This window comes from Desulfococcus multivorans (assembly GCF_001854245.1).
GTDB classification, from domain to species: domain Bacteria; phylum Desulfobacterota; class Desulfobacteria; order Desulfobacterales; family Desulfococcaceae; genus Desulfococcus; species Desulfococcus multivorans.
Genome location: NZ_CP015381.1, coordinates 2911414 through 2937304, shown reverse-complemented (window position 1 = coordinate 2937304; position 25891 = coordinate 2911414). Strand labels below are relative to the sequence as shown.

The following is a 25891-nucleotide window of genomic DNA, read 5'->3' as shown; positions in this document are numbered from 1 at the left end:
CTTCTCATCATCTTGAGGCAACCTCTCCGCCGTATTATACTTTCCGTTAAAAGCCTTTTATCGTCAATTCAACATAAAATCAGGAGGAAACCATCATGAAATGGATGCGGCACAACAGATATCTTTCGATACTGACCCTCTGGATCGCGGCAATCTTTCTGACGACGGGCATCGCCGTGGACGTTGAGGCCGCCGAGAGCGACGGCACCCTCATGGTGCCCATGAACATCAGCAAGCTTGCCGAAAAGGTGCGGCCGGCCGTCGTGAACATCCGGACGGTCAAAACCATGAGCGGCGGCGGGCGGGTGTTCCGGCATTTTTACGGCAACCCCTTCGGCGGCCGGGACAACCCGTTCAAGGATCTCTTTCCCCAGCTTCCCGACGAGGGTCCCCACGATTTCAAGCAGCAGAGCCTCGGCTCCGGCTTCATTATCGACACGGAAGGGTATATCGTGACCAACAACCATGTCGTCGAGGGCGCGGATGAGATCAAGGTTCGCCTCTCCAATGAAAAGGAGTTCGACGCCGAGGTGATCGGTCGGGATCCCAACACCGACCTGGCCTTGATCCGTATCGCCCCCAACAAGGATCTCGTCGCGCTTGAGACCGGGGATTCGGACAGCCTGCGGGTGGGCGACTGGGTGTTGGCCATCGGCAGCCCCTTCGGCCTCGAGCAGACCGTCACCGCCGGGATTGTCAGCGCTAAGGGCCGGGTCATCGGCGCAGGCCCCTATGACGATTTCATTCAGACCGACGCCTCCATCAACCCCGGCAACAGCGGCGGCCCCCTCCTGGACATGAACGGGCGGGTGGTCGGCATCAACACGGCCATCATCGCCAGCGGCCAGGGGATCGGCTTCGCCATCCCCGTCAACATGGCCATGAACATCGTCGGCCAGTTGAAAAAGAGCGGCGAGGTGACCCGGGGCTGGCTCGGGGTCGGCATCCAGGACCTGACCGACGAGCTGAAGGAATACTACAAGATCGACCAGGAGAGCGGCGTCCTGATTTCCCAGATTTACGAGGGGGATCCGGCGGATAAGGGCGGCATCAAGGTCGGCGACGTCGTCATCGCGGTGGACGGGAACCCGGTCAAGTCGAGCCGTGAGCTGTCGGCCCAGATCGCCAACCTTCCCGTGGGCAAAAAAACGTCCATCACCCTGATCCGGGAAGGAAAGGAAAAGACGGTGGAGGTCACCCTGGGCAAACGGGACAACGAGATTCAGCGTGTGGGCTCGGACCGCCGGAACAACGGAGACCTGGGCCTCGAACTCAGAACCCTCGACCCCGAAACAGCCCAGCGGCTCGGCTTTGAAAGCGATGCCAAAGGCGTTCTGGTCACCGATGTGGCCTCGGGCGGCAAAGCCGAAAACGCCGGCGTGCGCCAGGGCGATCTCATCATCGAGATCAACCGGGAGCCGGTGTCCTCCATCGCCGAATTCCAGAGCCTGATGAGCAAGATCAAGAAAGGCGAAGCGATCCGGTTCCTGATGAAAAGACCCCGGGGCGGCTTCGTGGTCGCCAACATGACCAAATAATTTCTTTACGGGGCGGGGCCAACCTCCCGCCCCTTTCGGCGCGCCGCCCGCCCCGAACCCTCAGACAATCCTCGCCGAATCGTCCCGAGGCGGCTCGCCGATCCCCACAAACTCCGTCTCCTTCAGACATGCGCTGCAAAGCCGGTAAAACCGGACGGTGTCCCACAGGTTGTCTATCACCTCCTCGAGACGGTTGCGCAGGGTCAGGAAGCGTTTCTCCCCGAGACCGGGGCACTCGAAAACGGATTTCTGAACCCGGCAGCCGTATTCGCCTATAATCTTCACGGCGCGCCGCCGGGTCTTGTCGTCGACAATGTCGAAACACACCAGGTAAAACATTCAATGGTCCATGATGAACGGTTTGTAGGGCTTCCCCTCCTCGAGAAGGTGCTCGGCAAACCTTGCGGCCTGGCGATGAATCAGTTGCCTGTAGGCGGTTCGGCAGTCGTCCGGAGGGTAGTAAATTTCCCTGGCCATCATCTCTTCGTAGCTCGCGATGAAGGTTCTCATGATCGGCGGCTTCATCTCGACGGGGCGTTTTTCCTTCATATCCCGCTCGTCAACGAAGGTGTCCGGCGGATTCTTCCGGTATATGAAATCCCCGGGCGACAGCATTTTCCGGTTGACCAATCCGAGAACCATCCGGTCGCCGAGCAGACACCGATATTCCTCCACGAGGTCGCAGGCCAGGGAGGGGCGGCCGTAGCTGATCTCATGGAGCGCGCCCAGGTATGGATCGAGGCCGACGGCCTTGACCGCGGAGAGCACCTCGTTGGTTAACAGCGTGTAAACGAACGAGAGCATGGCATTGACCGGATCCAGCGGGGGGCGCTTGTTCCGTCCGGTGAAGCGGAAGTCCGGATTTTTGATGAGACCGCCGAAGGCGCCGTAATAGATGCGGGTGCCGGCGCCCTCCAGGCCTCTCAATCGGTCGAGATCGGAGGTGCCCTCATCGCAGATATGCCGAATGGCACGGATTCGGGCCGAGGCGATGCGCAGGGCCTCGTCATCATACCGTCTGCCCCTGCTGATCAGGAACCGCGCCATGTTTTCCAGTTTTCCGGAGACGATGCCGGCGGCGACGGGCGGGCCGCCCACACCGCTCAATGTGAGGTATTGGGCGCGGCGCAACTGAACGTGCCGATGGACGTCGCCCCCCAGCCGTGCCCGGAAACGCCCGGTTGCCGTGATAAATACCGTCTCCACCCGCCGGTTGATCAGGAAATCGAGGACGCCGCCGGTGAGAGATACGTAACCCACCAGCATCAGGCGCTTCAATCCGTCCGCCGGAATCCGGTCCACCACCGCTTTCCCTTTGCAGATATTCAGGACCGCACCCTCCCGGCGCAGATAGCATCCCGGCTCGATAACATACAAGGATTCCATGGCATGACGCTCCTTTGTACCCATACCGCCGGCGCGGCATATTCCGGCTCGGATCGATATCCCCTCAGGTCACGAATATCAGGACCTGATCGATAGCCGCCTTGAGATTTTCCAAAGCACCGGAAAGATTTTCCACCTTCTCCGCTCTTCCAACCGAGGAGGCGTCGGTCCACCCATCCACATGCAGCAGCGGATGCCGGTACTTTGATATCCTGCTGAATTCGCAGAAGTCTCCGTCAAACGACATCAGGGAATGAATCCGCTGACATCCCATCGGTGTGCCCCTGAGACGACTCAGCTTGAAATCCACCAGATGGGGATTGTAATCCGGTACGCTTCCCATCAGGTAATGGAGGAGGCGTTTGGCCCGGGGCAGAAACCCGATGGTCTGCAGCAGGACGCGCTCCTCGCGCTGGGCCGGTGGCATGCCGTTTCTGCAGGCGGCGATCACCTGCCCAAGGGGTGGGCATTTTCTTTCCAGCGCGAAAAGCTCCGGGTAGGTTTCAGCCCAGGCCTTCCATCTCGGGTGGATGAGGGGAGGCCCTTTCCCGGGTGAAGAGGTGCTCTCCTTGAGCTGATCCGGCGACAGAAAGCGGACGTGCGAGAGGAAATCGAGCTGGGCACCCTGTGACCGATCGGCGCATTCCGGAAAACAGGAAACCTTTCCCGTGAGGCGATGAACCCCCAGGGGCAGCTTGATGAGATTGCCCAACCCCTTTCCGCCCAGACGGTCCTGTTTCGGAAAAACCTCCAGTGAGAATGCCGAAAGATCCCCGGCCAGGGTCTCCTGGAACCCCGTCAAAAAAAGCCTGACCGCATCGGCGGGCGCCGGAGGTTTGAAAAAGAACCAGAAATGAAATCCCTTTCCCCCGCTGAACTCCACCAGGGTCTCCGTTCCGGCTGCTTTGGCCAGCTCTTTCATACGGGATACCATGTAAACCTTCTCCCGGTGAATCCGGCGGCGGTTTTCCCCGGTCAGCGGCAATTTTCTGAACTCGTTTTTCAGGTCGGCATCGACGGCGCCGAAGGCGACGGTGTTGTCCTCCTTGAGAAGGTAAACGCCATAGGTCTTTCCCCCTTTCAGGTGATCCTCGACGTCCTGGGGCGACAATCCTCTTCGAACCGGCACGTATCCCTGTTTTCCGGCGGCCCTGTCCACCCACTGACGGGCGAACACGTCGCTTCTTCCCGAAAAAATGGAAAGGTAGCGCTCAATGCGTTCCTGCCGGCGTCGAAGGCGTTCAAAGGGACCGTCGGACGGCAATGCATCTTCGGAAACAGGCTGCTCGACCCGCTTTTCATCGCCGGCTTCCATAAACGGTTTCAGGACGCCGTCGTCAAGAAACGCTTTCGCGCTCGCCAGGACTTGGGCCAGTTCCTGATTCCGTCCCAACGCCGTGAGCAATTCGAGGCGAGCTTTCCATGCCGCCTCGTTGTCCGGCGTTTCCCGGTTTACGGCGGCGAGGATGGACAATGCCGTTTCGACCTCGCCGGCCATCTGGGCAAGGGCGGCCCATCGGACTTTCTGAGTCGGGTTCAGGTGCCGCCGGATATCCGACCTGGCGAGAAAAGAGCGGTCGCTTTCCGTCAATTCGCCTGCCAGCAAACGCTTTTCAACAGAGGCCAGCATCAGACGGAAGTCGGCGGCATCCGAGGACTGTTTTTTGAGGTCGGGAAGGTTCAAGATTGTCCCCTTTCTTCAGACGTTCACGTCAGGCGTGATTTCAGCTTGTCGAGCCCAGGGTAGTCGGGATGCTCCGTTTCGAGCTGACTCATCAGGGTCCGGGCGTTATCCGGAGCGCCGGACCGATAGGCCCCCAGGATCTGCCAGTACAGTCCTTCGGCATACACCTGGCCCCATTTCTCGATGAAAAAATCACAGGCGCTTTTGCCGTGCTCGATGACCTTGTCGTACCCGCCGAGGAGATATTCAAGCCTGGCCAGCCGGACCAGCGTCTTGTGGCGGGAGCGGTTGTCGCGTTCGACGGCGTTGAGCAGAACAGCCCTGGCGCCGGCAAAATCCTCGAGGCTGATGCGCAGATCGGACTCGGTCCAGCGAACATAAGGCCTTCGGATTCTTTCAGGAAGTTTTTCGATTTCCTGAAGGCCTTTGGCTGGATTGTCCAGTGCGAGATAGGTGCGGGCCAGAAGTTCCCGAATAAAATCGACCGGCCCCGAGGAGCTGCATTTCAATGAAAACAGAAGCGCGTCCCTGGCCTCGCCAAACCGGCACATACTAAAATGGACCTTTCCCAGAGCGAAATACTTGAAGGTCATGGAAATGTGGTCGGTGCCGTTGTCCTCCGCAAGGCACTGCTTGAGCAGATCCAGGGCCTTCTGGGGTCTGCCGTTTTCCAGAACGGCCGACGCCCCCTGATAAAGGGCCTTGATGTAGTTCTTGCGTTCCTGGTGCCTGGCCTCCCGGTCTTCGGGCGAAAGGCTTTCCCAGTTCGAAATCGCCTTGAAAAACAGCGGCAGTGCCTGGGACGTTTTCCGTTCGATCTGCCGATACAACATGCCCTGGCGATAAAAGTTGGTCACGCCGTCCGGCCGGAGCGCCTGGGCCGCCGCAAAATGCCGGTGAGCCAGGTCGATGCGTTCATGTCGATTTTTGCCGCTCAGGAAGATTTCCTTGTTCTTCGCCGCGTAAAGGGAATTGTACGCTGTATAGGCTAAGGAGTTGTGCAGAAAGAAATTTTCGGGGTCGGCCTGAATACAGGCGTCCAGTTCACGGATAGCATCGTCAAAGCGGTTGATCTGTCCCAGGGCAAAGGCGATCTTCCGGCGGATGGATCCATCCCATCCGCTGCCGATCGTTTCGGGGACCTTCTCTTCGATGGGGTGGAAAAGAGTGATCGCATCCTCCCAACGCTTTTCACGAATCATGACCTCCAGCTCCGCAAGCACGCCTTTGGCCGCCTTTTTGGCTGCATCTTTTCTGACGGTCACCAGATCGTTCACCTGCAGGAATTCGTCTTCGACAATCCCGGTTTTTTCGTCATGGACCACAACACTGTCATCTGTTTCGGATGCTTTGTTCGGCACGTTCATCGAGACCTCCGTCGGGAATGGTTTGTCATTGTCGTTTCTGTATACCCTAACGGCATCACGGTGACTTTTTTCAGAAAATCCAAAAAAAATGTTGAAATGTGTTGTGGAGGACGCTTCGAAACCCGCCGGTTTCGAAGCGTCTTTGCGTTCAGCGCCGCGGCATCGGAACAGCGCCTTTTCCAGGCGGTTCAATCCCAACGTTTCAACAGCATCCAGAGTTTCTGTTCATTCCTGGAATACAACTTTCCAAGAAAGATAGCCGTTCTCAAATTCGGGCGGCACAGCCGAACCAGCTCCCTGAAATACAACATCGTCAATTCCCGGCCTCCTCTCCCTACCTGCTTTCACCTGCTTGAACATCGGAAAATGGATGTCCGTGCAGTCAGTCTTTCTATCGTAAGCGTCGAAAGACGTGCACAGGATCAGTAACGGTGTGACTGGTGGATTTTTCAGAATAGTCCGGGAAAAATTTTGAGAGGGGTGGGGCAGGGTGAACAAAATACGCAGTTGTGCGCTTGGGCAATGGTTCAGACGGCGTCGCCGGATGTCTATACAGGAAAGAAGGCGACAAGTCTCAATCCCCTCGAATCGGGGCAGTGGTTCAGACTCAGGCGGAACATGGTGGAAAAGGAGATATTTATGAAGTCTCAATCCCCTCGAATCGGGGCAGTGGTTCAGACCAAATTGAGCCGAAAGATAGCCCTTGCCGCGTTGGGGGTCTCAATCCCCTCGAATCGGGGCAGTGGTTCAGACCAAATTGAGCCGAAAGATAGCCCTTGCCGCGTTGGGGGTCTCAATCCCCTCGAATCGGGGCAGTGGTTCAGACAAGATGAAAGTCTATAAAGCGTCAATTCCCAAATCTAAGTCTCAATCCCCTCGAATCGGGGCAGTGGTTCAGACCTTACTCAGTAATAAAAAAAGGAGGCGAAAACGTGATGTCTCAATCCCCTCGAATCGGGGCAGTGGTTCAGACCGAACGTTGAAGAAAACTCAGGAGAATTCACGATCCTCGTCTCAATCCCCTCGAATCGGGGCAGTGGTTCAGACTATATCTCTGCGGAACAATTTCTAAAGATCGAGGGGTCTCAATCCCCTCGAATCGGGGCAGTGGTTCAGACACGTTAATGGTAAGGTGGAAACAATCAACGGTCTCGTCTCAATCCCCTCGAATCGGGGCAGTGGTTCAGACGGTTCCGCGGAAATCGTTTTCCCGGAAAATTGCCCGGGTCTCAATCCCCTCGAATCGGGGCAGTGGTTCAGACCAAAACAAAATAAGGAGACTAAGCACAATGAAAATGCAGTCTCAATCCCCTCGAATCGGGGCAGTGGTTCAGACAACATGGTGCCCTTATACTGCTGCGAAGTATGTTCAAGTCTCAATCCCCTCGAATCGGGGCAGTGGTTCAGACAAAGTCGCTGACATGCTAAGCTGCATCGTTGAATACGTCTCAATCCCCTCGAATCGGGGCAGTGGTTCAGACCGAATCGTGAGTATGAATTGAAAAGAAACGCTCTCATCGTCTCAATCCCCTCGAATCGGGGCAGTGGTTCAGACGCTAAGTCTATTCTTAAAAAGGTTGAGGGTGAAAGCGGTCTCAATCCCCTCGAATCGGGGCAGTGGTTCAGACGTGATGAGCAGGTGAGAACCTGCGCCCACTGCGGGGTGTCTCAATCCCCTCGAATCGGGGCAGTGGTTCAGACAAATGCTGAGGCAGTTGCGGTTGTTAATGAGGCTGTTGTCTCAATCCCCTCGAATCGGGGCAGTGGTTCAGACTGCATCATCTGCGAAAATTGCCATGACTTCTACTTCAAGTCTCAATCCCCTCGAATCGGGGCAGTGGTTCAGACTCTGGCTGTTTTTTTAGCAAATTTTTCTTGGGGTTGCAACAGGGTTTCCGCACATCCCCCCAAAAAACGTGTTTGGGAAAATTTTCCCCACCTCCAAAACGGCACAAATTTCATGTAACTCTCTTTGAATATTAACCATATTGTTCCCCGCACATCTCCCTCCCGCCGCGCATGAGAAAAAACAACCCAACCCATTGTGTTTTAAAGTTATTGTAATCAGTTGGCTGGTGTTTCGGGAAAAATCGTAAATTATGTGCGGGGAAAAACCTGTTCGGGCCGTTCTCTCTAATCCTATCCTGCATTATCGCCGGACCTCGCTTTTGTAGAAGAAGCTTTCAACCATCAGCCGCGCCCGATCGGATTGAACGGCGTCGTCAATGGTGCTTTTGAGCCGGACAAAGTGACGGCACTGAAGTTCGCGGCTTTGATCGAAAATGCCCTGAACGCGACGGATAAAATCGGCGTTGGACAGGGGGGGATCGGATAAAATCCCTTCAATGCCGGGAAGTGCGCGTGCCTCGATTTCACGGTGTTCGGGCCAGGCAGGCAGAACGACGACCTGGTCGGGTTTCACTTCCACGTTGAACAAAAATTCGACTTTCCCGGTTTTCTCATCTGCCCAGCACGGTGGGTAGTCGAGACCGCCGCGGTCTTCCATTCTGCGTTTCATGTAGGCGATCCGGCCGCGAAGATCCGCGTTTTCCCGCTTGACCAGGTCAATGCCCGCGTTGTTTTCGGAGAGTCCGTCAAAACGTTCCATCGCGGCAACCATATTTCGGATGATGTCGGGCTCCCGTCCGGGTTTCAGAGGCGTATTCAACCGCGTCTCGAGCTGTTTTTTCAGTTCGCACCCGGCCACCAGAGCGTTCTCGACCTGACGTATCAGATCTTTCTGCAGCACCGGACCGGCGTTTTGCCTCCTGATGGTGGTTTCAGCCAGAGTCTGAAGCGCCATCGCATCGGCTATCCTTTCCAGTGCGGTATCCGGGCGGCTCGTCCGGGCCACTGCTTGAATCCGCTCCTGCATCTTGCCGAGCGCCGTCAGGCGGCTTTCAAGATCTTTAATTCGTTGCAGAAAGCAGTCCCGCTCTTTGTGGACATTTTCCGCGGCGACGAGCCGTGTGATGATTTCTTCGGGGGTGGGCTTCGCGGAATTGCCGACCCCGTCGGTCATGACGTTCCCGATCGCATCAAGGGCCGCCGACGCGCTTCGTTCGGTGGATTGGATGTTCTTCAACGTTTCCGCCAGGGCCGCCTTTTCGGCCTGAACCCTGAACACCAGCCAGCCCAGCAGAAGCAGCAGCAGAAAGCAGATCGTAAACGCGATTTCGGAAAGCGACAGATGAAAGACCGTATCGTTTCGTTGTGTCATATCGGATCCTCAGATTTGGGTTTCTGACGGATCAGGTGCCGTCATCGAGCCAATAGATTTCCGCACGAGATGCTCCGTACTCCGGAAGGGCCTGCTTTCCCCGATCTCCTGTTCCGTCGTTTCGGCACTGGTCGCATGCCCGGTATTCATGCGGGACAGGAGTTCCGACAACATGGTGCCGGCGGCGACAAGGGTACGCGTCAGCCGGCGCATTTCGGCAGACTGATCGCTGAGACCGTGAACCGCTGTTTTTCTCGCAAAAGCCGCATCATCCAGCTTGTTCGCAACCGCCTCGACAGCCGCTGCGTTGGCCGTGAGCCGGGCGACAACATCTTTGAGGGTGTTCCCCAGGCGCTGTTGAGACACGGCAAATTCCGAAATCAGGGCTTCCATTCGTTTCGACAGGTCTGCGGCAGCGATGTTGCCGGCGGCGATGCCGGCGTGGGTATGGGTCATTACCGTGCCAAATTCGGAAAGGGTGCCTGTCAGCCTTTCCAGCACGGTCAACTGGCCTTGAGCCGCGTCAAGAACAGCGTGCTGCCGCGCCGTCAGGTGGAGGACCCTGTCGAGGGCGCATTCGGCGACATCCGCTTTTTTTCGCAGCGTTGTCAGGGCGTCAGAAAAAACCGCTGTCGATTCGCCCACTGTCGCGGCCGCCGTTTCGATGTTCTCCGAGACGATCCCGGTGCTTTGTTTCAGACGGATCAGGGGGGCCTCGAGATGACGGACAAAATAGTCGTCCGGGAAGGTTGTCGTTTTCAACCGTTCTGTAATCGCGTCGGTGAATGCCGTCACGCCGGCTTCAACATTCGTCAGGTGTTTTTGAATACCCTGCGTATAACCGTCAACGGTTTCCGAGAGCCGGCGGCTTGCCGCGTCGATCCCATCGAACGTGCGGCTGCCGGCGGCCTGATGTCGCTCGGTCAAATCGGCGAAAAAGGCTGCGAGCCTCTCGGAATGGTTTTGGGAAAGCCGCTCCATCCGCATTTCAGCCTTTTCGACGGATTCCGCAGCGGCGTTGTCCACCTTGGTTTGAAAAGCGAAAAACCTCTCGGCGGCGATGTCCAGCTGTTCGTGAAAACGTTGCGCCGCAGCGACGACGGCATCCTCCACCTCGACAACGGCGTCGGCATAATCTTTTTTGAAGCTGACCAGAATTACCCGAACCGTCAGTCCGAACACGGTGCTCACCATGGCCGCCCCGAACCGAACGGAGATGTCCTGAATGCGTGTGCCGATATTCGGCAGGTCAAACAGGCTGAAAATGATGGATGTGATGGTGAAGATAAAGCCGAGGTAGTAGCAGGTGTCGGCAAACTTCTCATCGCTCAGATCGCTGTCCCGGCGGTGGATGCCGATAACGATATAGGCCGACATGACCGCCAGAGGCCCTGCCGTACCCAGAACCCAGGGATCCTGGAACCGCCATCCCAGAAAGGACAAGCCGATCTTCAGAAGGATGGTCGTGATGAAGAGTCTTTGAACGTTGATACCGATCTTGCGCTGCATGGTCATCCTTCCATGGGTCGGACGGCGACGATTTGTGCGCCGGTGCTGTTGAAATGGTTTTCCCAGAATGCCAGGTTCCGTCGAGTCTGCAGTTCGGGGGTATTGATGAGGTAGTGGATTTCCACCTTGACGCCGGTGAGCTCGGCATGGACCTTTCGGGCATACCCGGAGGCGGCGAAGGTTTCGTAGTCCACAATGCCCCGGTACATGCTGAACCGAGGGGTGTGATGCAGCATGTCGGACACCATGATGAGGCGCCGCTCCCCCTGGACATCATGCCTGCGGAAGGCGTTGATGCCGACCATCTGCAGCGTTTCGAGAATGGGAGAGATTTTGGCCGGTTTTGAATCGACGAGCGTCGCGGCCTGATCGAGAAGCACCTTCCGGAAGCGTTCTTCGTAGCGCCGGCGCAGCCGCTCAAGATTGGCCGTCCACTCGCTTTTGTCCGCGCCCCTGCCGGGATTGCAGATCTCGATCAGAGGCCGTGCGTTGGCCCTGACGTCTTCCCCCATGACGAAGATGGAGAGCAGATAGCCTTCGGGCATACGCTTTTCGATGATATCGCGGAAGATGACGTCGAACGCGAGCTTCTGCGCGAAACGCATTCTGTCCGTCGTGTCCACCAGGAGTACGTAGTGTCCCCGGGGGCCGCCTGCGGGGCAGAGGGTTTTGGCACCGATGACGTCATCCCTGTTCAAAAAGACATACGTCATGGCTGATGCGAGTATTCCCAGCGCCGTGATCAGTGCGACAGCGCCCCAAACGATCTCTTTTTTTCGTTGTTTTCTTTCATGCCGGCTGATTCTGGCCATCAGACACGTTCCTTTCTCGGGAAATGAGCGTCGAGGGGTTCGAACACGTCGAACCGCTGGTTGAAGGCTTCCTGGATGCATGCCCGGATTCCCTGAATTTCCCCCAAAAGCGTCTTCAACGTGTAACGGTCTTCATCGAGGAGCGCCTTGTCGGCGGTCGTGTCGAAATCGGGCACCTTAACCGGGCGAAGTTTGGGCCTGATGTCAAAACAGGTCGGCCGCGGCGTTCCGTTTCGATGCAGTTGATTGGCTGTACGAAATAGGCTCAACAACGCATCCAGGGCATTGTCCGCATCCTGAAGGGCGTTAGAGAGGCGCAATGCGGTGGCGGCCTTGTCGTCGATGAGAGACGCGAGGGCAGCCACGTTGGCCCGGGATTCGGCTATGATCCGGTCCAGAACCTCGAGCTGATCGTCCTTTTTCCGTTCGAGGTCGGCGCGGAGGGCGGCGATTTCATCCTCGTGGATATCGACGGCCTGCTGGGCCCGCCGGTATATCGGACCGTAGCCGGGGTAGGGGTCGTCGCTGGTCATCCCGTCCGCGAGGGCCAACCCCCCGCCCAGAACGCTGACGGCAAAGAGAAGCCAGGAGAAGATGTCACGCAGCCGCAGGGGGCTGTCTTTCATCGCCTGCAGGGCCGCCGCGGCCGGTTCCACAGCATCCGCCGTGAGGCTGTCTCGCAGATGGGCGATGCCCAACCCCATTGTTGTCATGAAAACGAGAGTCGCCAGCAACGAAACGACGCCGGCAATTTTCCAGCGGACCTGATTGCGGCGGATGTAGCAGACGAGGTGTTTTCCTGAAAAGAATGTCACCACTACGTTGATGCCCGCCGGCACGACGGCGTAAAAAAATCCGCCGATGAGACCGGTGCTTACCCCCTGGGCGAAAAACGAGGCATTCAGCACGCCCTCCACCACGATGAGAAAAATCAGAAGACCCCAGGTGAGAAGTTTGTGTCTCGGGGTTCGTGCGTCCCGCGCAAGGCTATGTCGGGCCTGGAAAGCGGCCAACTCGGCAAGCTGGTTTACGGCTGAATCCCGCAGGCGACGCACGAGACTTTCCCGACCGGTCAGGAGCGCATCGGCCGTTCGGTTGAACATCTTGTGGGCCTGCAGTGCCTGATCGACGGTTTCCCGGGTGAGACGACGCCGTCCCAGATCCCGATTGTGGATATTGAGGCGGATCACCGCCCAGTCGATATAATCCTGCCGTGCTTTTTCAACCTTCTGAACCACGGCGGCCTCCGGTCCGGTCAAGGTTTTCGCATCGGATTCGGGAATCCCCGCCTCTCCCAGGCGCCGACCCTCATCGACAAGGTTGAGTTCTTGAGCCAGTGCCGCCACATTCAGGGGATACAGGTCCGGGTGCCCCTTTCTCGCGGCCCGTGAGGATGAAGCCGTAAGCCATTTCCACATGCGTTTCAGGAGCGTCATTGAGCCTTCCTTTCTTTGGGATGTTGGGGCGGCAACATCCGATCGAGATCAATCGTACTGATCGTGTTGGTTTGCTGTTATGAACCGCCGTCTACGGGCGGCATTCCGTCCTCTGTTCTCAGCAGTTGATAGCGGGCGCTGCCGCCGGCAATCTTGGCGCCCGGCGGCAGCGCCGACAACAGGGATAACGGCCGCGCCGGTGGCGGCAACCGAGGCAGGAATCATCTTCAATTTATCGCGCTAAACGGCATTGAGGAGGGATTTTTCAAAAGCGGGAGAAATTTTTTAGAAAAGAAAAGGCGAGTCTCAATCCCCTCGAATCGGGGCAGTGGTTCAGACACAATGCGAGTACTCTCCGATATAGAGTGCACAGGCATGTCTCAATCCCCTCGAATCGGGGCAGTGGTTCAGACTCGTGCGAGCCCTCGCCAGGATGGCGTGGAATCACATGTCTCAATCCCCTCGAATCGGGGCAGTGGTTCAGACCGAGCCAGATACACAGTGCTTTCAACGGGTTATAGAGTCTCAATCCCCTCGAATCGGGGCAGTGGTTCAGACTCGTGCGAGCCCTCGCCAGGATGGCGTGGAATCACATGTCTCAATCCCCTCGAATCGGGGCAGTGGTTCAGACCGAGCCAGATACACAGTGCTTTCAACGGGTTATAGAGTCTCAATCCCCTCGAATCGGGGCAGTGGTTCAGACCAATCAAGGAAGCTGTCTTGATGGCAATGGAGATGTGTCTCAATCCCCTCGAATCGGGGCAGTGGTTCAGACCTACGGTCAAGTCGCGGACGCCTGCGCCTTGGACGCGATGTCTCAATCCCCTCGAATCGGGGCAGTGGTTCAGACGCAATGGTTATGTTTTATTGGTTTTGCATTGTCTGTTGTCTCAATCCCCTCGAATCGGGGCAGTGGTTCAGACTCAATATGTTGAGAAACATATTGATAAAAACAATAAAGTCTCAATCCCCTCGAATCGGGGCAGTGGTTCAGACAGATTTATGGGATTCCATGTGATTCAACGGACATCTTGTCTCAATCCCCTCGAATCGGGGCAGTGGTTCAGACTGATCTTGGTCCAATCAACATGGACTGGGCCATACCAGCAGCACCTTTAGCGAAAGCCATGAAAAAGGGACTGACAAGTCTCAATCCCCTCGAATCGGGGCAGTGGTTCAGACACAGTGTGGCCTACACAAGAACTACTCGTGGTCACAGTCTCAATCCCCTCGAATCGGGGCAGTGGTTCAGACTGTGTCATCGAATGTGCGCACCTCGGACATACACTCGTAGTCTCAATCCCCTCGAATCGGGGCAGTGGTTCAGACCTACTATGATGAAGAGGGTGATGATGAGGCGTACCTCTGTCTCAATCCCCTCGAATCGGGGCAGTGGTTCAGACCAAGGAGTAACCTATGATGCTACTGTATTCACCGAAGTCTCAATCCCCTCGAATCGGGGCAGTGGTTCAGACTAAAAAAGATTGGTTCGGGCATCTGGGCATTAGCACAGAGTCTCAATCCCCTCGAATCGGGGCAGTGGTTCAGACAATTCAGATGTGGAAGATTAAAATTAATTGAACGAATTAGTCTCAATCCCCTCGAATCGGGGCAGTGGTTCAGACCCTTTGATGGTGAACGGTTTGAAGAGTTAACGCGGTGGTCTCAATCCCCTCGAATCGGGGCAGTGGTTCAGACGAATGCAGGAAAAAGACATAATTAAGATGGCAGCTTTGAGTCTCAATCCCCTCGAATCGGGGCAGTGGTTCAGACAAAATTCAACGGGCTGCCTTCGGGTGGCCCGTTTTGTCTCAATCCCCTCGAATCGGGGCAGTGGTTCAGACCGATTCAGATGGGTACTGCGGTTGCTGAAAGGAGGAAGTCTCAATCCCCTCGAATCGGGGCAGTGGTTCAGACATAAAACATAACCATTGCTTTAATTCCTAATAATTCCGTCTCAATCCCCTCGAATCGGGGCAGTGGTTCAGACCGATGCGTGTGAAGAAGGCGTAGAGTGGGCAACCAATGTCTCAATCCCCTCGAATCGGGGCAGTGGTTCAGACTCAAGTCCATTGGTCTGTTTTCCACTAAACCCGATAGTCTCAATCCCCTCGAATCGGGGCAGTGGTTCAGACTCGCGGCGGCGCAGTCGGGCTTTAATGCCGATCATCTGTCTCAATCCCCTCGAATCGGGGCAGTGGTTCAGACTTGAAATTTTGGAAAAAGAATTAGGTTGCAAGGTTGAGTCTCAATCCCCTCGAATCGGGGCAGTGGTTCAGACGAGCTGCCTGCATGGGGGCCGGGTTGTACGCGGGAGTCTCAATCCCCTCGAATCGGGGCAGTGGTTCAGACCATTGGGATGTCCCGATGGAACTGCCCACCAACCTCATGTCTCAATCCCCTCGAATCGGGGCAGTGGTTCAGACTGCAATGTGCAGGCTTCAAGATGATGGACCCAGTCAAAGTCTCAATCCCCTCGAATCGGGGCAGTGGTTCAGACCAATCAAGGAATCGGGGTTCAGGGCCTACGGCCCACGTCTCAATCCCCTCGAATCGGGGCAGTGGTTCAGACGCAAAAGAAAACAATATCGTTGCAAAGGCCACAGTTAGTCTCAATCCCCTCGAATCGGGGCAGTGGTTCAGACACTTATATGATGATGGGCGATTAACCGCCTATCAGATAGTCTCAATCCCCTCGAATCGGGGCAGTGGTTCAGACAAAGGAGAAAAACATGGCAGATCAAGCCCGTAAGTTTGTCTCAATCCCCTCGAATCGGGGCAGTGGTTCAGACCATATCCTCATCCTCCGCAGGAAACATAACCGCCCTTGGGGTCTCAATCCCCTCGAATCGGGGCAGTGGTTCAGACCATCATCATATAAGTATGATGATGGGCTAATCGCCTAGTCTCAATCCCCTCGAATCGGGGCAGTGGTTCAGACCATTGGGATGTCCCGATGGAACTGCCCACCAACCTCATGTCTCAATCCCCTCGAATCGGGGCAGTGGTTCAGACTGCAATGTGCAGGCTTCAAGATGATGGACCCAGTCAAAGTCTCAATCCCCTCGAATCGGGGCAGTGGTTCAGACCAATCAAGGAATCGGGGTTCAGGGCCTACGGCCCACGTCTCAATCCCCTCGAATCGGGGCAGTGGTTCAGACGCAAAAGAAAACAATATCGTTGCAAAGGCCACAGTTAGTCTCAATCCCCTCGAATCGGGGCAGTGGTTCAGACACTTATATGATGATGGGCGATTAACCGCCTATCAGATAGTCTCAATCCCCTCGAATCGGGGCAGTGGTTCAGACAAAGGAGAAAAACATGGCAGATCAAGCCCGTAAGTTTGTCTCAATCCCCTCGAATCGGGGCAGTGGTTCAGACCATATCCTCATCCTCCGCAGGAAACATAACCGCCCTTGGGGTCTCAATCCCCTCGAATCGGGGCAGTGGTTCAGACCATCATCATATAAGTATGATGATGGGCTAATCGCCTAGTCTCAATCCCCTCGAATCGGGGCAGTGGTTCAGACCGGCACGAAGAGCACCCACACCGTGGGTGTTGCTTATGGTCTCAATCCCCTCGAATCGGGGCAGTGGTTCAGACGCAGGTAACGTAAGCCTCTACTTAAAGCGGGCAAACAAGTCTCAATCCCCTCGAATCGGGGCAGTGGTTCAGACTTTCACGTTCGAAACGGATTCCTTTACCATGATAAGTCTCAATCCCCTCGAATCGGGGCAGTGGTTCAGACGAAAGGGGATTAGCATGAGAGAAGTTTATTTCAACGGTCTCAATCCCCTCGAATCGGGGCAGTGGTTCAGACGCGATGGCATGGATTTGGTCTGGGGCTGAAATAATATGTCTCAATCCCCTCGAATCGGGGCAGTGGTTCAGACTCAGGGGATCGCCGGATCCCCACGAGGGGTTGAAGTAGTCTCAATCCCCTCGAATCGGGGCAGTGGTTCAGACAAAATGCTGCTTCAGGAAATAGGCAGGTGTGTGCTTTGGTCTCAATCCCCTCGAATCGGGGCAGTGGTTCAGACCAAAGACAGGGCCGTTGATTTTTTAACTGACGACACTTGTCTCAATCCCCTCGAATCGGGGCAGTGGTTCAGACTCTGGGTGTTTTTTTAGCAAATTTTTCCTGGGGTTGCAACAGGGTTTCCGCACATCCCCCCAAAAAACGTGTTTGGGAAAATTTTCCCCACCTCCAAAACGGCACAAATTTCATGTAACCATCTTTGAATATTAAACATATTGTTCCCCGCACATCTCCGCACCGGCCAACACGACAAAAATCGTCTTAACCTACTGCATCTGTTTGGTATTTTATCGACCACATCCTTCGACCGACAAAAATCGAAAATCATGTGCGGGAAAGACGGATTGCCTCTCTCTCCTGCTTGATCGATCCTTCAGGTCGCCGCAACCTTCGCGCCATAAGCAGATGGAATGACATAAACTTCACTTTTTCCACAAGCCTGTTGAGGGCAGTGTGAACACGATGCCGATACGGCGGTTTGCCAATCAGAACTGATCCTGCTTTCAGCCGCCTCCCATTGCATTAAAAGCCATGAGAGTTCCCCACAGCTCACCGTGTTGGTATTGTCCTTATTTTTGACCCAAAATGGTTTTCGAATCCATTATTGTCTTGAACTCCGGGGCTAACTCCGCTGAAATCACCACCCCACCGGCTTTATGGGCCGCCTTGATGCATACGGCGTCCAAAGGGCTGATATTTGCGAACCCAAATGGTTTCATCAATTTTTGGACCATCTCGAGTTTGGACAGATCAATGGTGACCCATTGCGTATGCGGGGAATAGGAGGCAATCTCTGAAATCTCCTGCCGTGAGATCACTTTTTCGACGATATCGTCGACGGTGACCTTTATGATGCCTGCGCTTATGATTCCAAGCACATTGTTGCCGACTAAATTTTCATTAAGAACCTGACAGACGGCGACCTGGCGGTGCTTGCCGATTACAAACTCCCGAATCCGCAGCACCACCCGGGCGTTGTTGTCTGTCAGCCTGGTTTTGATATTCAAGTCGATCTTGATCTGCTCTTCCTCGCACGTCAGGCTGGTCAGGGTGGTTTTGATCCTGCCGTCCTGCTCCTTCAGGAGCTCAGCGATCTCGTTTTCCAGGATTGCTTGGGGAACAAACACTTCACGGTTCTTGACAAGATTTCGGTTGAGATTGGCCATCAATAAACTCACGGTTCGTCCTTCAATATCTATTTCACCGATTTTCGACGATACGGACTTCCCGGCTTTCTTGAACGTCTCAATCCATCCCATAAGATTCTCCTCCCGTGCGAACATAATTTTTGATCTCTCCTCGTACAGCCCCCCGGTTCCCACCGTTCCTCACGGGCAATAATTCACTGTACGGAACCGCTTGCGTTTTGAACGGCCGGCATCAAAAGCCGTGCATGTTTTTAAAACAGTTTTTTTCAGCAGGTCAATGCATGCAAGTCCCTGCAACTTGCCCCCTGGGCAGCGTCAGGTTCAGTCATCGGATCTCAGCATCTGATAGAGGCCAAAGCCGACAAGAGCCAGAGCCCCGGCGGCAGCGTCGAACAGGAGATTTTTCAGAGTGAAGTCGTGCCCTTCGCCTTAAAATGTGACCTGTCGACAAGGGGCCTGGAGTCAACATTCATACCGGCGAAACCGCCGGTGTTTGAAATGATGCACCATTTTGACGGTGCCGTCGGGCTGGGGGGCCTCCACAGCCTCCCGGCGAGTGGTGGCATATACGGGGATCAGACCTTGTTTAAAGGCCTCTTGAACCATAAGGCAGCAGGCCCCGAAATCCCCTTGAATGAGGACGTAATCCCCGGACGCTGCCGTTTCCGCCAGCCATTCCCGAACCGGAGCGAGATAATCGGAAATGGCCGGAAGATCGGCCGGTATCTGCCCCCAGACGTTCCGGACATGTGCCGGGGGCCGGACAATCCTGTCCACCCCCAGCGTTGCCAGGGCATCGACCTGCTGCGCTTCGGTAAAGGTGTGGTTGAAGATCAGGAAGAGGGTGCGGGGCATGGCAGATTCCTATAATGGATTCAGTTGAATCAGCGCTGCAATTTTGGGAAGCGATTCTCTCAGCTTCTCTTCGAATTTTTCGGCTTTCTTGCAATTATCCCTGTATCCGGCATGAGCCAGATCGTTTCGGAACGGTGTCAGTTCCCTGTAAATATCCGAAAGCGGCTCCATGGCTTTGGATATGGCGATATATTGTTTTGTCAGAATCTTATTTTTTTGGGCGTGGCCATGCCATTCGTTTTCCGGCGTGCCGTCTTTTGCGATCCAAATCGCAGATGAAGCAATATTTCTATACACCAAATCATTTGCATTCTGACCGTTCATAGTGACAAAGTAGGTGATCAATGTTTCCTGCAGAACCGTGAAGCCCTGCTGTATCAGATTGTGATCCAGGCACCATTTCGCGGCCTGAATCCCGTCGTGAACATCGTCGCCTCTAAACCGCGACACCCCCTGGCGGATATGATCAAACAAGGGCACGAGCGGTTTGACACCTTCTGCATGTATAGCTTTGTTCAACTCACATTTGAGATATTCGGCAGACCTCACAATTTCAGGACCCCGGCAGGTGTATAAATTTTTCGTGAAGAATGCCAGGGCATTGGCAATATCCCGCGTGGCAGATGCGCTTTTGTCCTTGCCTCGGGATTCTTTGAGCACCGGGGCAACAGCATCTCGAGCCAGCCGGCTTACCTCCTTTGCATCTCCCGATTCCATAAATCGGTCCACGGCAACGGTCCATTCCATCAATCGGTTGAACGATATGAGATTCAATAGTGGCGCTCGGCGCTTTTGAACCGGCATTCTGGCGACTTCCCAGGCAGGGCCGAGAGCTTCAAAGGCGCCGTAATAGATACCCTCGAGTCTGATATTCTTGAGTACCCGGGCGTAGTTGAGAATGACAATCGCCAGCATGGGGATGGAACGAAAGGCATGAGTGATGTCAAAAATTACGTCGTCTCCCTCATTCAGCACGCAATATACAATATCGAAAATATCCCATATTTCTTTTTCGCTATGGCCTTCGGGAATGAAAACAGCCTCAACGGGAAAAGGCAACTTCAACAGGTCGATGCGGGTTTTCAGTCCCTGACACGCCTTATTGCATTTTTTTTCTCTATCCCACTGGCCGTTGTCCTCCCAGTTTTTTCTGCGTGCTTCGTCGGTAATAAAAATAAAACCACGGTCATCTGAGCTTGCAGTCTTTGAAAATAGACTGAGTGTCGTTTCCTGAATAAACCGTACCGGTGTTTCAACATCAATAGTGTCGGAATCGTAAAAACATTCAACATAATCGTTGGTTCCAAGAAAAGAGATGTAAACCCTTGCCATGCTCACCTCACCCGTTTTCTTCACATATCCCGAAAAGTTTGTGATAGTTATGCCTGATGGTTTCGTCAAATGTCAGAATAGAATTGCAGCCTCTGTAATGGATCCCATGTCATCTGTAATTGTTACGACATGATTGAATGCCGGAAACAGCCGATTTTTCCCAGACCAAACGCGGTATTCTTGCCGATATTGAGTTTGCTGCAGATGTCGATAAACGGCATGAATTCGTCGAGTTCTCCCTCGTAGACAATGTCTCCGGCGATGCCGCTCATGGGCATTCGCTGCTTCTGTCGGTTGGAATAGCGTTCCCAGTCGTGCCAGAAGAGGTGCTTTTTTGCGGTACGAACTTTTTCGGCGCGTTCCAGGAGGCCTTTGTAATCGAGATTCGGCTCCCCGTCCGCGTAGGCGATAAACAGGGAGGAGATCCGCCTCAGCATGGCCCGGACCAGGAGGTGAAAAGGAAGATCGCGTTCAATCCGGTTTTTGAACTTGAAACGCAGGGGGCTCTTCAACGTCAGATGCACACGGTCTGTCTTTTCAGATGTTGAACCGCTGGTGACGGTCAGCCATTCAACGCCGTTTTCGTTTGTCGGCAACCCGGTTTCCGAGGCGTAAATCGACTGCCCCCCTGAATGGATATCGATGATGTGAAACGAAGGGCGCCGGCCGTTGATGCGCTTCCCGATGCCTGTCATGCCGGCTTCCTGAAATGCATGAAAAAAATAACGGAACTGCGCATTGACCTCGCCGAAGAGGAGCAGGGTGAATTGGAATGCATCACCTTGGGCAAAATTTTGCTTACGGGTCTTCGGCGGCTGCAGCACGAAAGGGTGGGGGCGTTGCCGAAACCCTGAGGTCCGATTTGGGCGATACGGCCAGCGGTGTCTCGAAAACAACCGTGTAAAGACAGTGCCGGCGGAGCGGACAATCGTCGCAAGTCGGATGTTTCAATGCACAGACCGCATGTTTGAATGCCGTGCCGAACACCCCCCGAAACGTGGACCCCTTATATTCTGGCAGGATCGCCGGTGCGTCGAGTTTGCAGGTGAATGTGTATTTGCCGTATTGGAGACCTTTCATGACGCTCCCTTTGAAGTTTTTATTTCATGAGGTTGAGGCTTTGATAGTGGGTTACGGCATTGCTTCGCCCTTTTTCATTATTTTCCGCAAAAGATTATCGGTAGGTAAAGGGAAACAGGCGCCGGGGGTGCTGCCGGATATTTTCCAGCGACGTCTCTGGATCGGCGTTCTGCAATGGACGAAAATGGTCGGCATTCAATTTCACGGCCGATGGAATCACCTCGGAAAGCGTTTCCGCCAGGCCGGATTCGTCAACGGCCCTCAGGTGCCGGAGTTCCGACAGCGGCAGGAGGGCCATGACGTGGATGGTGGGCCGGTTTTTCTTTGCCAGGCACAGATCGAGACTTTGCCGGAACCATCGAGGGGCGTCGGGCATTCGATGCCGCGCGGCGATACGGCCCATGTTGCATGCCCAGAGCTGCCCCGGATGATCGTTGTTTTTGAAAAACGGATTGTTTCCGGCACACCATCTCAGATATTCCAGGCTTGCGCCGTCTTCGTCCGTATCCGCGAAAAACCTGGCCACGGCCGCATGATGCCAGAGATTCAATCGGCCGGCGCGGCACTTTTCCAGGATGTCCCGCCAATCCCTTGCCTCGGTAAACGCCATCAGGCATGCTTCCGCCCGGGAATACTCCCCGGCATCCAGGAAGGCATAGGTGAGGTAGTTTTGCTGCCGAAGCGACTCCGGGCGGAATTCGGGCACGGCACCGCCGCCGAAAGCTGCCATGGCCTTCCGGGCATAGCTTGTTGACGCGTCCAGGAAATCCGGGCCGCAGAAGGCGAAATTCTGGGCGATGGTCCCCCAGAGCCTCGCCAGAACCGGGTCCGTGGGACAGCCGCCCCTGCACACCGCTTCATGTCGGCACTCCAGCGTATCCAACAGACGGGAAAGGTCTTCGGGAAACAGCGGATCGAATTGATATTGATTGTGGCGGGTGACGAACCGGTTGTTGATGAAGTCGGCGCACAGATCGAGGCTGCCCCGGAGTGCAGGCCGGTAAAGCTTTTGAGCTTTTTCGGCCCAGTTCCGGGCCGCTGTGACGTCTCCCCTGTGGTTCGAAAGGGCGATTCTCTGGGTGTGCAGCCGAAATGCGGACAGCGGCGAATGCCGGCCGGCAAGCGTCAGGTCTTCGGGCTGCACAAGATCCAGATACAATGTCGCCGCGTCGAGGGCCCATACCTGGAGCTTCCGATCGATCCGTTCGACGTATCCGGCAAACAGGGCGGGATTCGCGGCGATTTTCCGGATCACGTCGGTGCAGCGGCCGCGATGGGCCTCGTATTGGACCCAGGCGTCGTCGACCCGCTCCATGCCGGCGACAAAGGCGGCGGGGTCCTTTATCATCCGGGCGAAGGCAAGCAGCTCGCCCCCGTTGCCGGGGGCATGCCGAAACACCGCGCGCCAGGCTTCGTCCAGATCGGTGACCGGGAAAAGCGTTAATTCGGTTTCTCCCGGCATCGATTCGCTTTCCTCAGGGTAAATGAAAAGGGAAAACCGGCCGTCTTTTTTTGCAAGTTCCAGCTTCCTCGTCAAACCGTCGACTTTGCCGACACGTCCGTCTTTCTGAATGGTGCCCGTGGCCAGTTGCCGATTCGGGATGTTCCGACCGGAGAGCAGCTTCATGAAGGCCAGGGCCGCGGGAAGACCGAGGGATGGGCCTTGCAGGCGTTCATGGTTCCGAGGAAGCGGTAACGCCAGTGGGAACACGTACGGAAAAGAGTCTGGGGGATTCGGGTGCCTTGACAATGCCGCTTCAGCCGCATCCAGAAATGCCTGAAGGGCAGCCTCGTCCATCATTTGCCGGGCCCACGGCGGCAGAAGATCGTGATCCGGGGAACCCTTCAAGAGCCCGGCCATGAAATATTGAAGATGGGTTCGGTCGCCCTTGACCATGGCCGCCGGGAATATCGTCCACTGACCTGACGTCAATGTATCCCATGAAATCGAAGGGAAAAGGGTGTCAAGATCGATGTTGCGGCGCGCGAACGGCAGTGCCCAGATCGGTGCGGCGGCGTTGTCGAGCAGATGGGTGATCAGGTAAAGCGACAGTAATCGGTCAAGGTGGCGGTCGGGCGCCAGTTGCCGTTTCAGCATTCCAAAGGTGGTTTCAAAACAGGCGGCATCGAGCTCGCCCCAGGGGACGAAATCCGGCCGGGTGAGATAATCGATGAGAAGCGACTTTTGATCCGGGGAGGCAAAGTATTCCAGGATCCGGATATCGAAACCTTTCATGGCCCTGCCTCAACAGCTTCGTAGAGAACGGCCACCCGCAGCTTATGCCGGTCTTTTGACGCGGTGTCGAAGACAACGGCGAAAGCGCCCGTTTCCGGGTCCCAACGCGGTTCGGCCGCCGGTTCCACAAGAATGCCGTCCGACGCGGCGAACCGGAAAACCAAATCGACCGGGCGAATGTCCGGCGTCACGGGAACGCGCCCACTGAATCCGACCTTGCCGTCCTCCAAATCATGGATACTGAAAACGGTGATTTCCATGGGATCGAAGCCGGCGAGCAGGCCGTCCTTGAAGATCACCCGTTTGCCGGTGATGGTATTTTCCATGGTGTCGGCGGCAGCGAGGGGCAGCAGGTATTCCGGAAACTCCGGCATTGTCAGGGCTTCTTCAAATGAGTTCGGTTGCACGGGGAAACGGATGTCGGGAACCTTTTCGCCGATGTCCCGGGTGAGCTCGGCGGGGGATGCGTATGCCAGGCGCAGCCGGGAGGATTCCAGCTCAACCATTAATTCGCCTGCGGCCTGAGCGGAAAAAAAGAAGGCCGTCTCCACCTCCAGTTCCCGGAAATGAATCCGGGGGTCGTCTGCCGTCATGGGAAAGGGGAGGGGCGCCCACGAGGCGGTCTCTTCCGCGTTCTCCGCCATCCAATGGATCGCTTCAATGACTTCCGGGCCCACCTGTCCGACACCGGCGCCCAGGTGTGAGCTCTTTAAGGTATAGGTGTTCCAGCACTCCACGAAAAGGTCGCCTGCGCCGGACCGGTCGTCGTCTAAAATCAGGTCTCCGGGGGCCGCCAGCACGATGTCGTCGTAAACCTGGGCCACGCGGATATCGTCCGAGATCCGGTTTCCGATCTCAAGAACGACGACCATGGGTGGATTGTAGTGGTATCCATCGAGCCACCCGGATCTTTCGGGGTGTATATATCGAAGCTGCCCCACCGCCGTTTCGATGCCTGCCGCGGTCTTCATCCCCATGTCCGGTCCGGCCAGTTTGTTCGCCAGCACCTCCATGGATGCCGTTTCCAGGTCTTCCCGACAGTGGGGACATATATTGAGATGTAACTTTAACTCCGCCGAGTGATGCCTGCTCTTCAGCAGGGCAGAGGGCGGGCATCTTCTGATCTGACGGGCGTGGGCCAGGGCAATTTTCCGGCTGTACATTGAACGAATCCTTTGCTGTATCTTTTTAAAAAAGGTTACGGTGTCTCGAACCGTTTTTTCAAGATCTCCGTCAGGGTTTCCTTGAACAGACGCTGGGCGAGCCGGTTGGGCGGCGTTTCTTCATCCGGTGAAAGCCACCTGAGATCCGCGGCAAAGTCATGGAGGGTTTCCCTCACGTTTTTGAGATGTATAGAGGGGCCGGAAGGGCCGCTGTATCCCATCCGCTCGGCCACGGCCTTCAAAGGCATCTCTTCGCCGTAGTGAAGATGGAATGCCAGCGCCTCCTTTTCATTCAGCAGACCGGAAAAACATTCGGCCCATCGGCTGACGGCCGCCGGATCGAAGGCGTGGTCATGGTCGGGTTCAAGGGCGGGTTCTATTTCATGCGGTGCGTTTTGGCCGGTAAGGTTCAGGACGTGAGGCGCATCCCGATCCAGGGGAACATAGATGCCGATCCATTGGATGAGGTCCCTGAGCTCGATCCATACCGGGCGGTTCTGGAACAGGCGGCTTATTTCGCGCCAGAACCGGCGTGCCAGCCGGATCAGAATTTTCCTGCCGGCTATCGTTTTCATTGACAGGCGGTCGGCCATATCGTCGGGAAGCGGAAGGGCGGCATAAGCCTCCCGGGGGAGAGGGCCGATGAAGCGGCTCTCTTTTTCCAGGCTGTACAATGAGCCGGCCCTGCCTTTGGCTGAAAGATAAAAGCCTTCGGTTTCTCTGACGGCGTCCACGGTCATTTTATAAAGATATCGGAACGGATCGTTTCGGGGGGACCAGCGGGCCCGATCCATGAGGCGCTGAAACATGAACCGCGTGAGCACCCTCACGGGGTCGGTTTCGGAAGACGTCAGCTTTTTTTGAATCTCGGATCGATTTTCAAGGAGGATGAGGCTTAATTCGGAACGGATCTCGTCGATAACGACCTGATTCGAGGCGGAAGCGGGAAGGCCCATGGCCGAGAAGGAAAGACCCATGGCCGTCATCTTCCTGCAGATCCTTTCGGCTGCATGGATCAGGGCTTTCCGGCCTTCCTCCCCCTCCAGCCAATCACGGATCGTATCTTCATCGGTGTTTTGTTTCAC

At 55.6% G+C, this 25891-nt stretch carries 17 protein-coding genes and 2 CRISPR repeat arrays; of the genes, 2 read left to right on the top strand and 15 right to left on the bottom strand.

Features of this window, described 5'->3' with window-relative positions; genetic code table 11:
* Positions 1–95: 95 nt before the first annotated feature.
* On the top strand, positions 96–1538 hold the full coding sequence (locus dmul_RS12810) for a DegQ family serine endoprotease (protein WP_020878018.1): 1443 nt from the start codon (positions 96–98) through the stop codon (positions 1536–1538).
* Between the two features lie 60 nt (positions 1539–1598).
* Here the strand turns inward: dmul_RS12810 and cas2 are convergent, their stop codons facing one another.
* The 12 genes from cas2 to cas6 form a co-directional block, all read right to left on the bottom strand.
* Entirely contained in the window at positions 1599–1877 is a 279-nt protein-coding gene (gene cas2, locus dmul_RS12805) for a CRISPR-associated endonuclease Cas2 (RefSeq protein ID WP_020878019.1), read from the bottom strand.
* Positions 1878–2924: a CRISPR-associated endonuclease Cas1 gene (gene cas1 / locus dmul_RS12800; RefSeq protein ID WP_020878020.1), complete on the bottom strand. Its 1047-nt coding sequence runs from the start codon at positions 2922–2924 to the stop codon at positions 1878–1880.
* Between the two features lie 64 nt (positions 2925–2988).
* Positions 2989–4608: a CRISPR-associated primase-polymerase type A1 gene (locus dmul_RS12795; RefSeq protein WP_020878021.1), complete on the bottom strand. Its 1620-nt coding sequence runs from the start codon at positions 4606–4608 to the stop codon at positions 2989–2991.
* A gap of 23 nt (positions 4609–4631) precedes the next feature.
* A complete protein-coding gene (locus dmul_RS12790; RefSeq protein WP_020878022.1) occupies positions 4632–5975 on the bottom strand; it encodes a tetratricopeptide repeat protein in 1344 nt (447 codons plus the stop codon).
* A gap of 571 nt (positions 5976–6546) precedes the next feature.
* A CRISPR array of direct repeats spans positions 6547–7823; the repeat unit is 36 nt; unit sequence GTCTCAATCCCCTCGAATCGGGGCAGTGGTTCAGAC.
* Between the two features lie 301 nt (positions 7824–8124).
* The gene (locus tag dmul_RS12780) at positions 8125–9195 is read right to left on the bottom strand and encodes a hypothetical protein (RefSeq protein WP_020875249.1); all 1071 of its coding nucleotides are present in this window, start codon (positions 9193–9195) and stop codon (positions 8125–8127) included.
* A gap of 9 nt (positions 9196–9204) precedes the next feature.
* Positions 9205–10704, bottom strand: a complete 1500-nt coding sequence (locus dmul_RS12775; protein WP_020875248.1) for a hypothetical protein — start codon at positions 10702–10704, stop codon at positions 9205–9207.
* Between the two features lie 2 nt (positions 10705–10706).
* Positions 10707–11516 (bottom strand): hypothetical protein, encoded by an 810-nt coding sequence (locus dmul_RS12770; RefSeq protein ID WP_020875247.1) that lies wholly within the window; start codon positions 11514–11516, stop codon positions 10707–10709.
* The gene (locus dmul_RS12765; protein ID WP_020875246.1) at positions 11516–12952 is read right to left on the bottom strand and encodes a hypothetical protein; all 1437 of its coding nucleotides are present in this window, start codon (positions 12950–12952) and stop codon (positions 11516–11518) included. The genes dmul_RS12770 and dmul_RS12765 overlap by 1 nt, the downstream gene beginning before the upstream one ends.
* Positions 12953–13255: 303 nt before the next feature.
* A CRISPR array of direct repeats spans positions 13256–17067; the repeat unit is 36 nt; unit sequence GTCTCAATCCCCTCGAATCGGGGCAGTGGTTCAGAC.
* Between the two features lie 494 nt (positions 17068–17561).
* Positions 17562–18251 (bottom strand): hypothetical protein, encoded by a 690-nt coding sequence (locus dmul_RS12760; protein ID WP_020878443.1) that lies wholly within the window; start codon positions 18249–18251, stop codon positions 17562–17564.
* A 351-nt stretch (positions 18252–18602) separates the two neighbouring features.
* Positions 18603–18995 carry a CRISPR-associated protein Csx20 gene (gene csx20 / locus dmul_RS12755; RefSeq protein ID WP_020878442.1) on the bottom strand — a complete coding sequence of 131 codons (393 nt, stop codon included), beginning with the start codon at positions 18993–18995 and terminating at the stop codon, positions 18603–18605.
* A gap of 9 nt (positions 18996–19004) precedes the next feature.
* Positions 19005–20327 (bottom strand): TIGR02221 family CRISPR-associated protein, encoded by a 1323-nt coding sequence (gene csx2, locus dmul_RS12750; RefSeq protein WP_020878441.1) that lies wholly within the window; start codon positions 20325–20327, stop codon positions 19005–19007.
* A gap of 122 nt (positions 20328–20449) precedes the next feature.
* The gene (cas6, locus tag dmul_RS12745; RefSeq protein ID WP_156775334.1) at positions 20450–21022 is read right to left on the bottom strand and encodes a CRISPR system precrRNA processing endoribonuclease RAMP protein Cas6; all 573 of its coding nucleotides are present in this window, start codon (positions 21020–21022) and stop codon (positions 20450–20452) included.
* Positions 21023–21040: 18 nt separating this feature from the next.
* Between cas6 and dmul_RS20280 the strand changes: the two genes are divergently transcribed.
* A complete protein-coding gene (locus dmul_RS20280; protein WP_156775333.1) occupies positions 21041–21181 on the top strand; it encodes a hypothetical protein in 141 nt (46 codons plus the stop codon).
* A gap of 320 nt (positions 21182–21501) precedes the next feature.
* On the opposite strand, the gene dmul_RS12740 is transcribed toward dmul_RS20280, so the two are convergent.
* The 3 genes from dmul_RS12740 to dmul_RS12730 are packed head-to-tail and all read right to left on the bottom strand — an operon-like array spanning position 21502 to position 25891.
* Positions 21502–23643 (bottom strand): hypothetical protein, encoded by a 2142-nt coding sequence (locus tag dmul_RS12740; RefSeq protein ID WP_020878439.1) that lies wholly within the window; start codon positions 23641–23643, stop codon positions 21502–21504.
* Complete coding sequence (locus tag dmul_RS12735) at positions 23640–24806, bottom strand: hypothetical protein (RefSeq protein WP_020878438.1); 1167 nt, start codon at positions 24804–24806, stop codon at positions 23640–23642. Before dmul_RS12735 ends, dmul_RS12740 begins: the two co-directional genes overlap by 4 nt.
* A gap of 35 nt (positions 24807–24841) precedes the next feature.
* Positions 24842–25891, bottom strand: a complete 1050-nt coding sequence (locus tag dmul_RS12730) for a hypothetical protein (protein WP_020878437.1) — start codon at positions 25889–25891, stop codon at positions 24842–24844.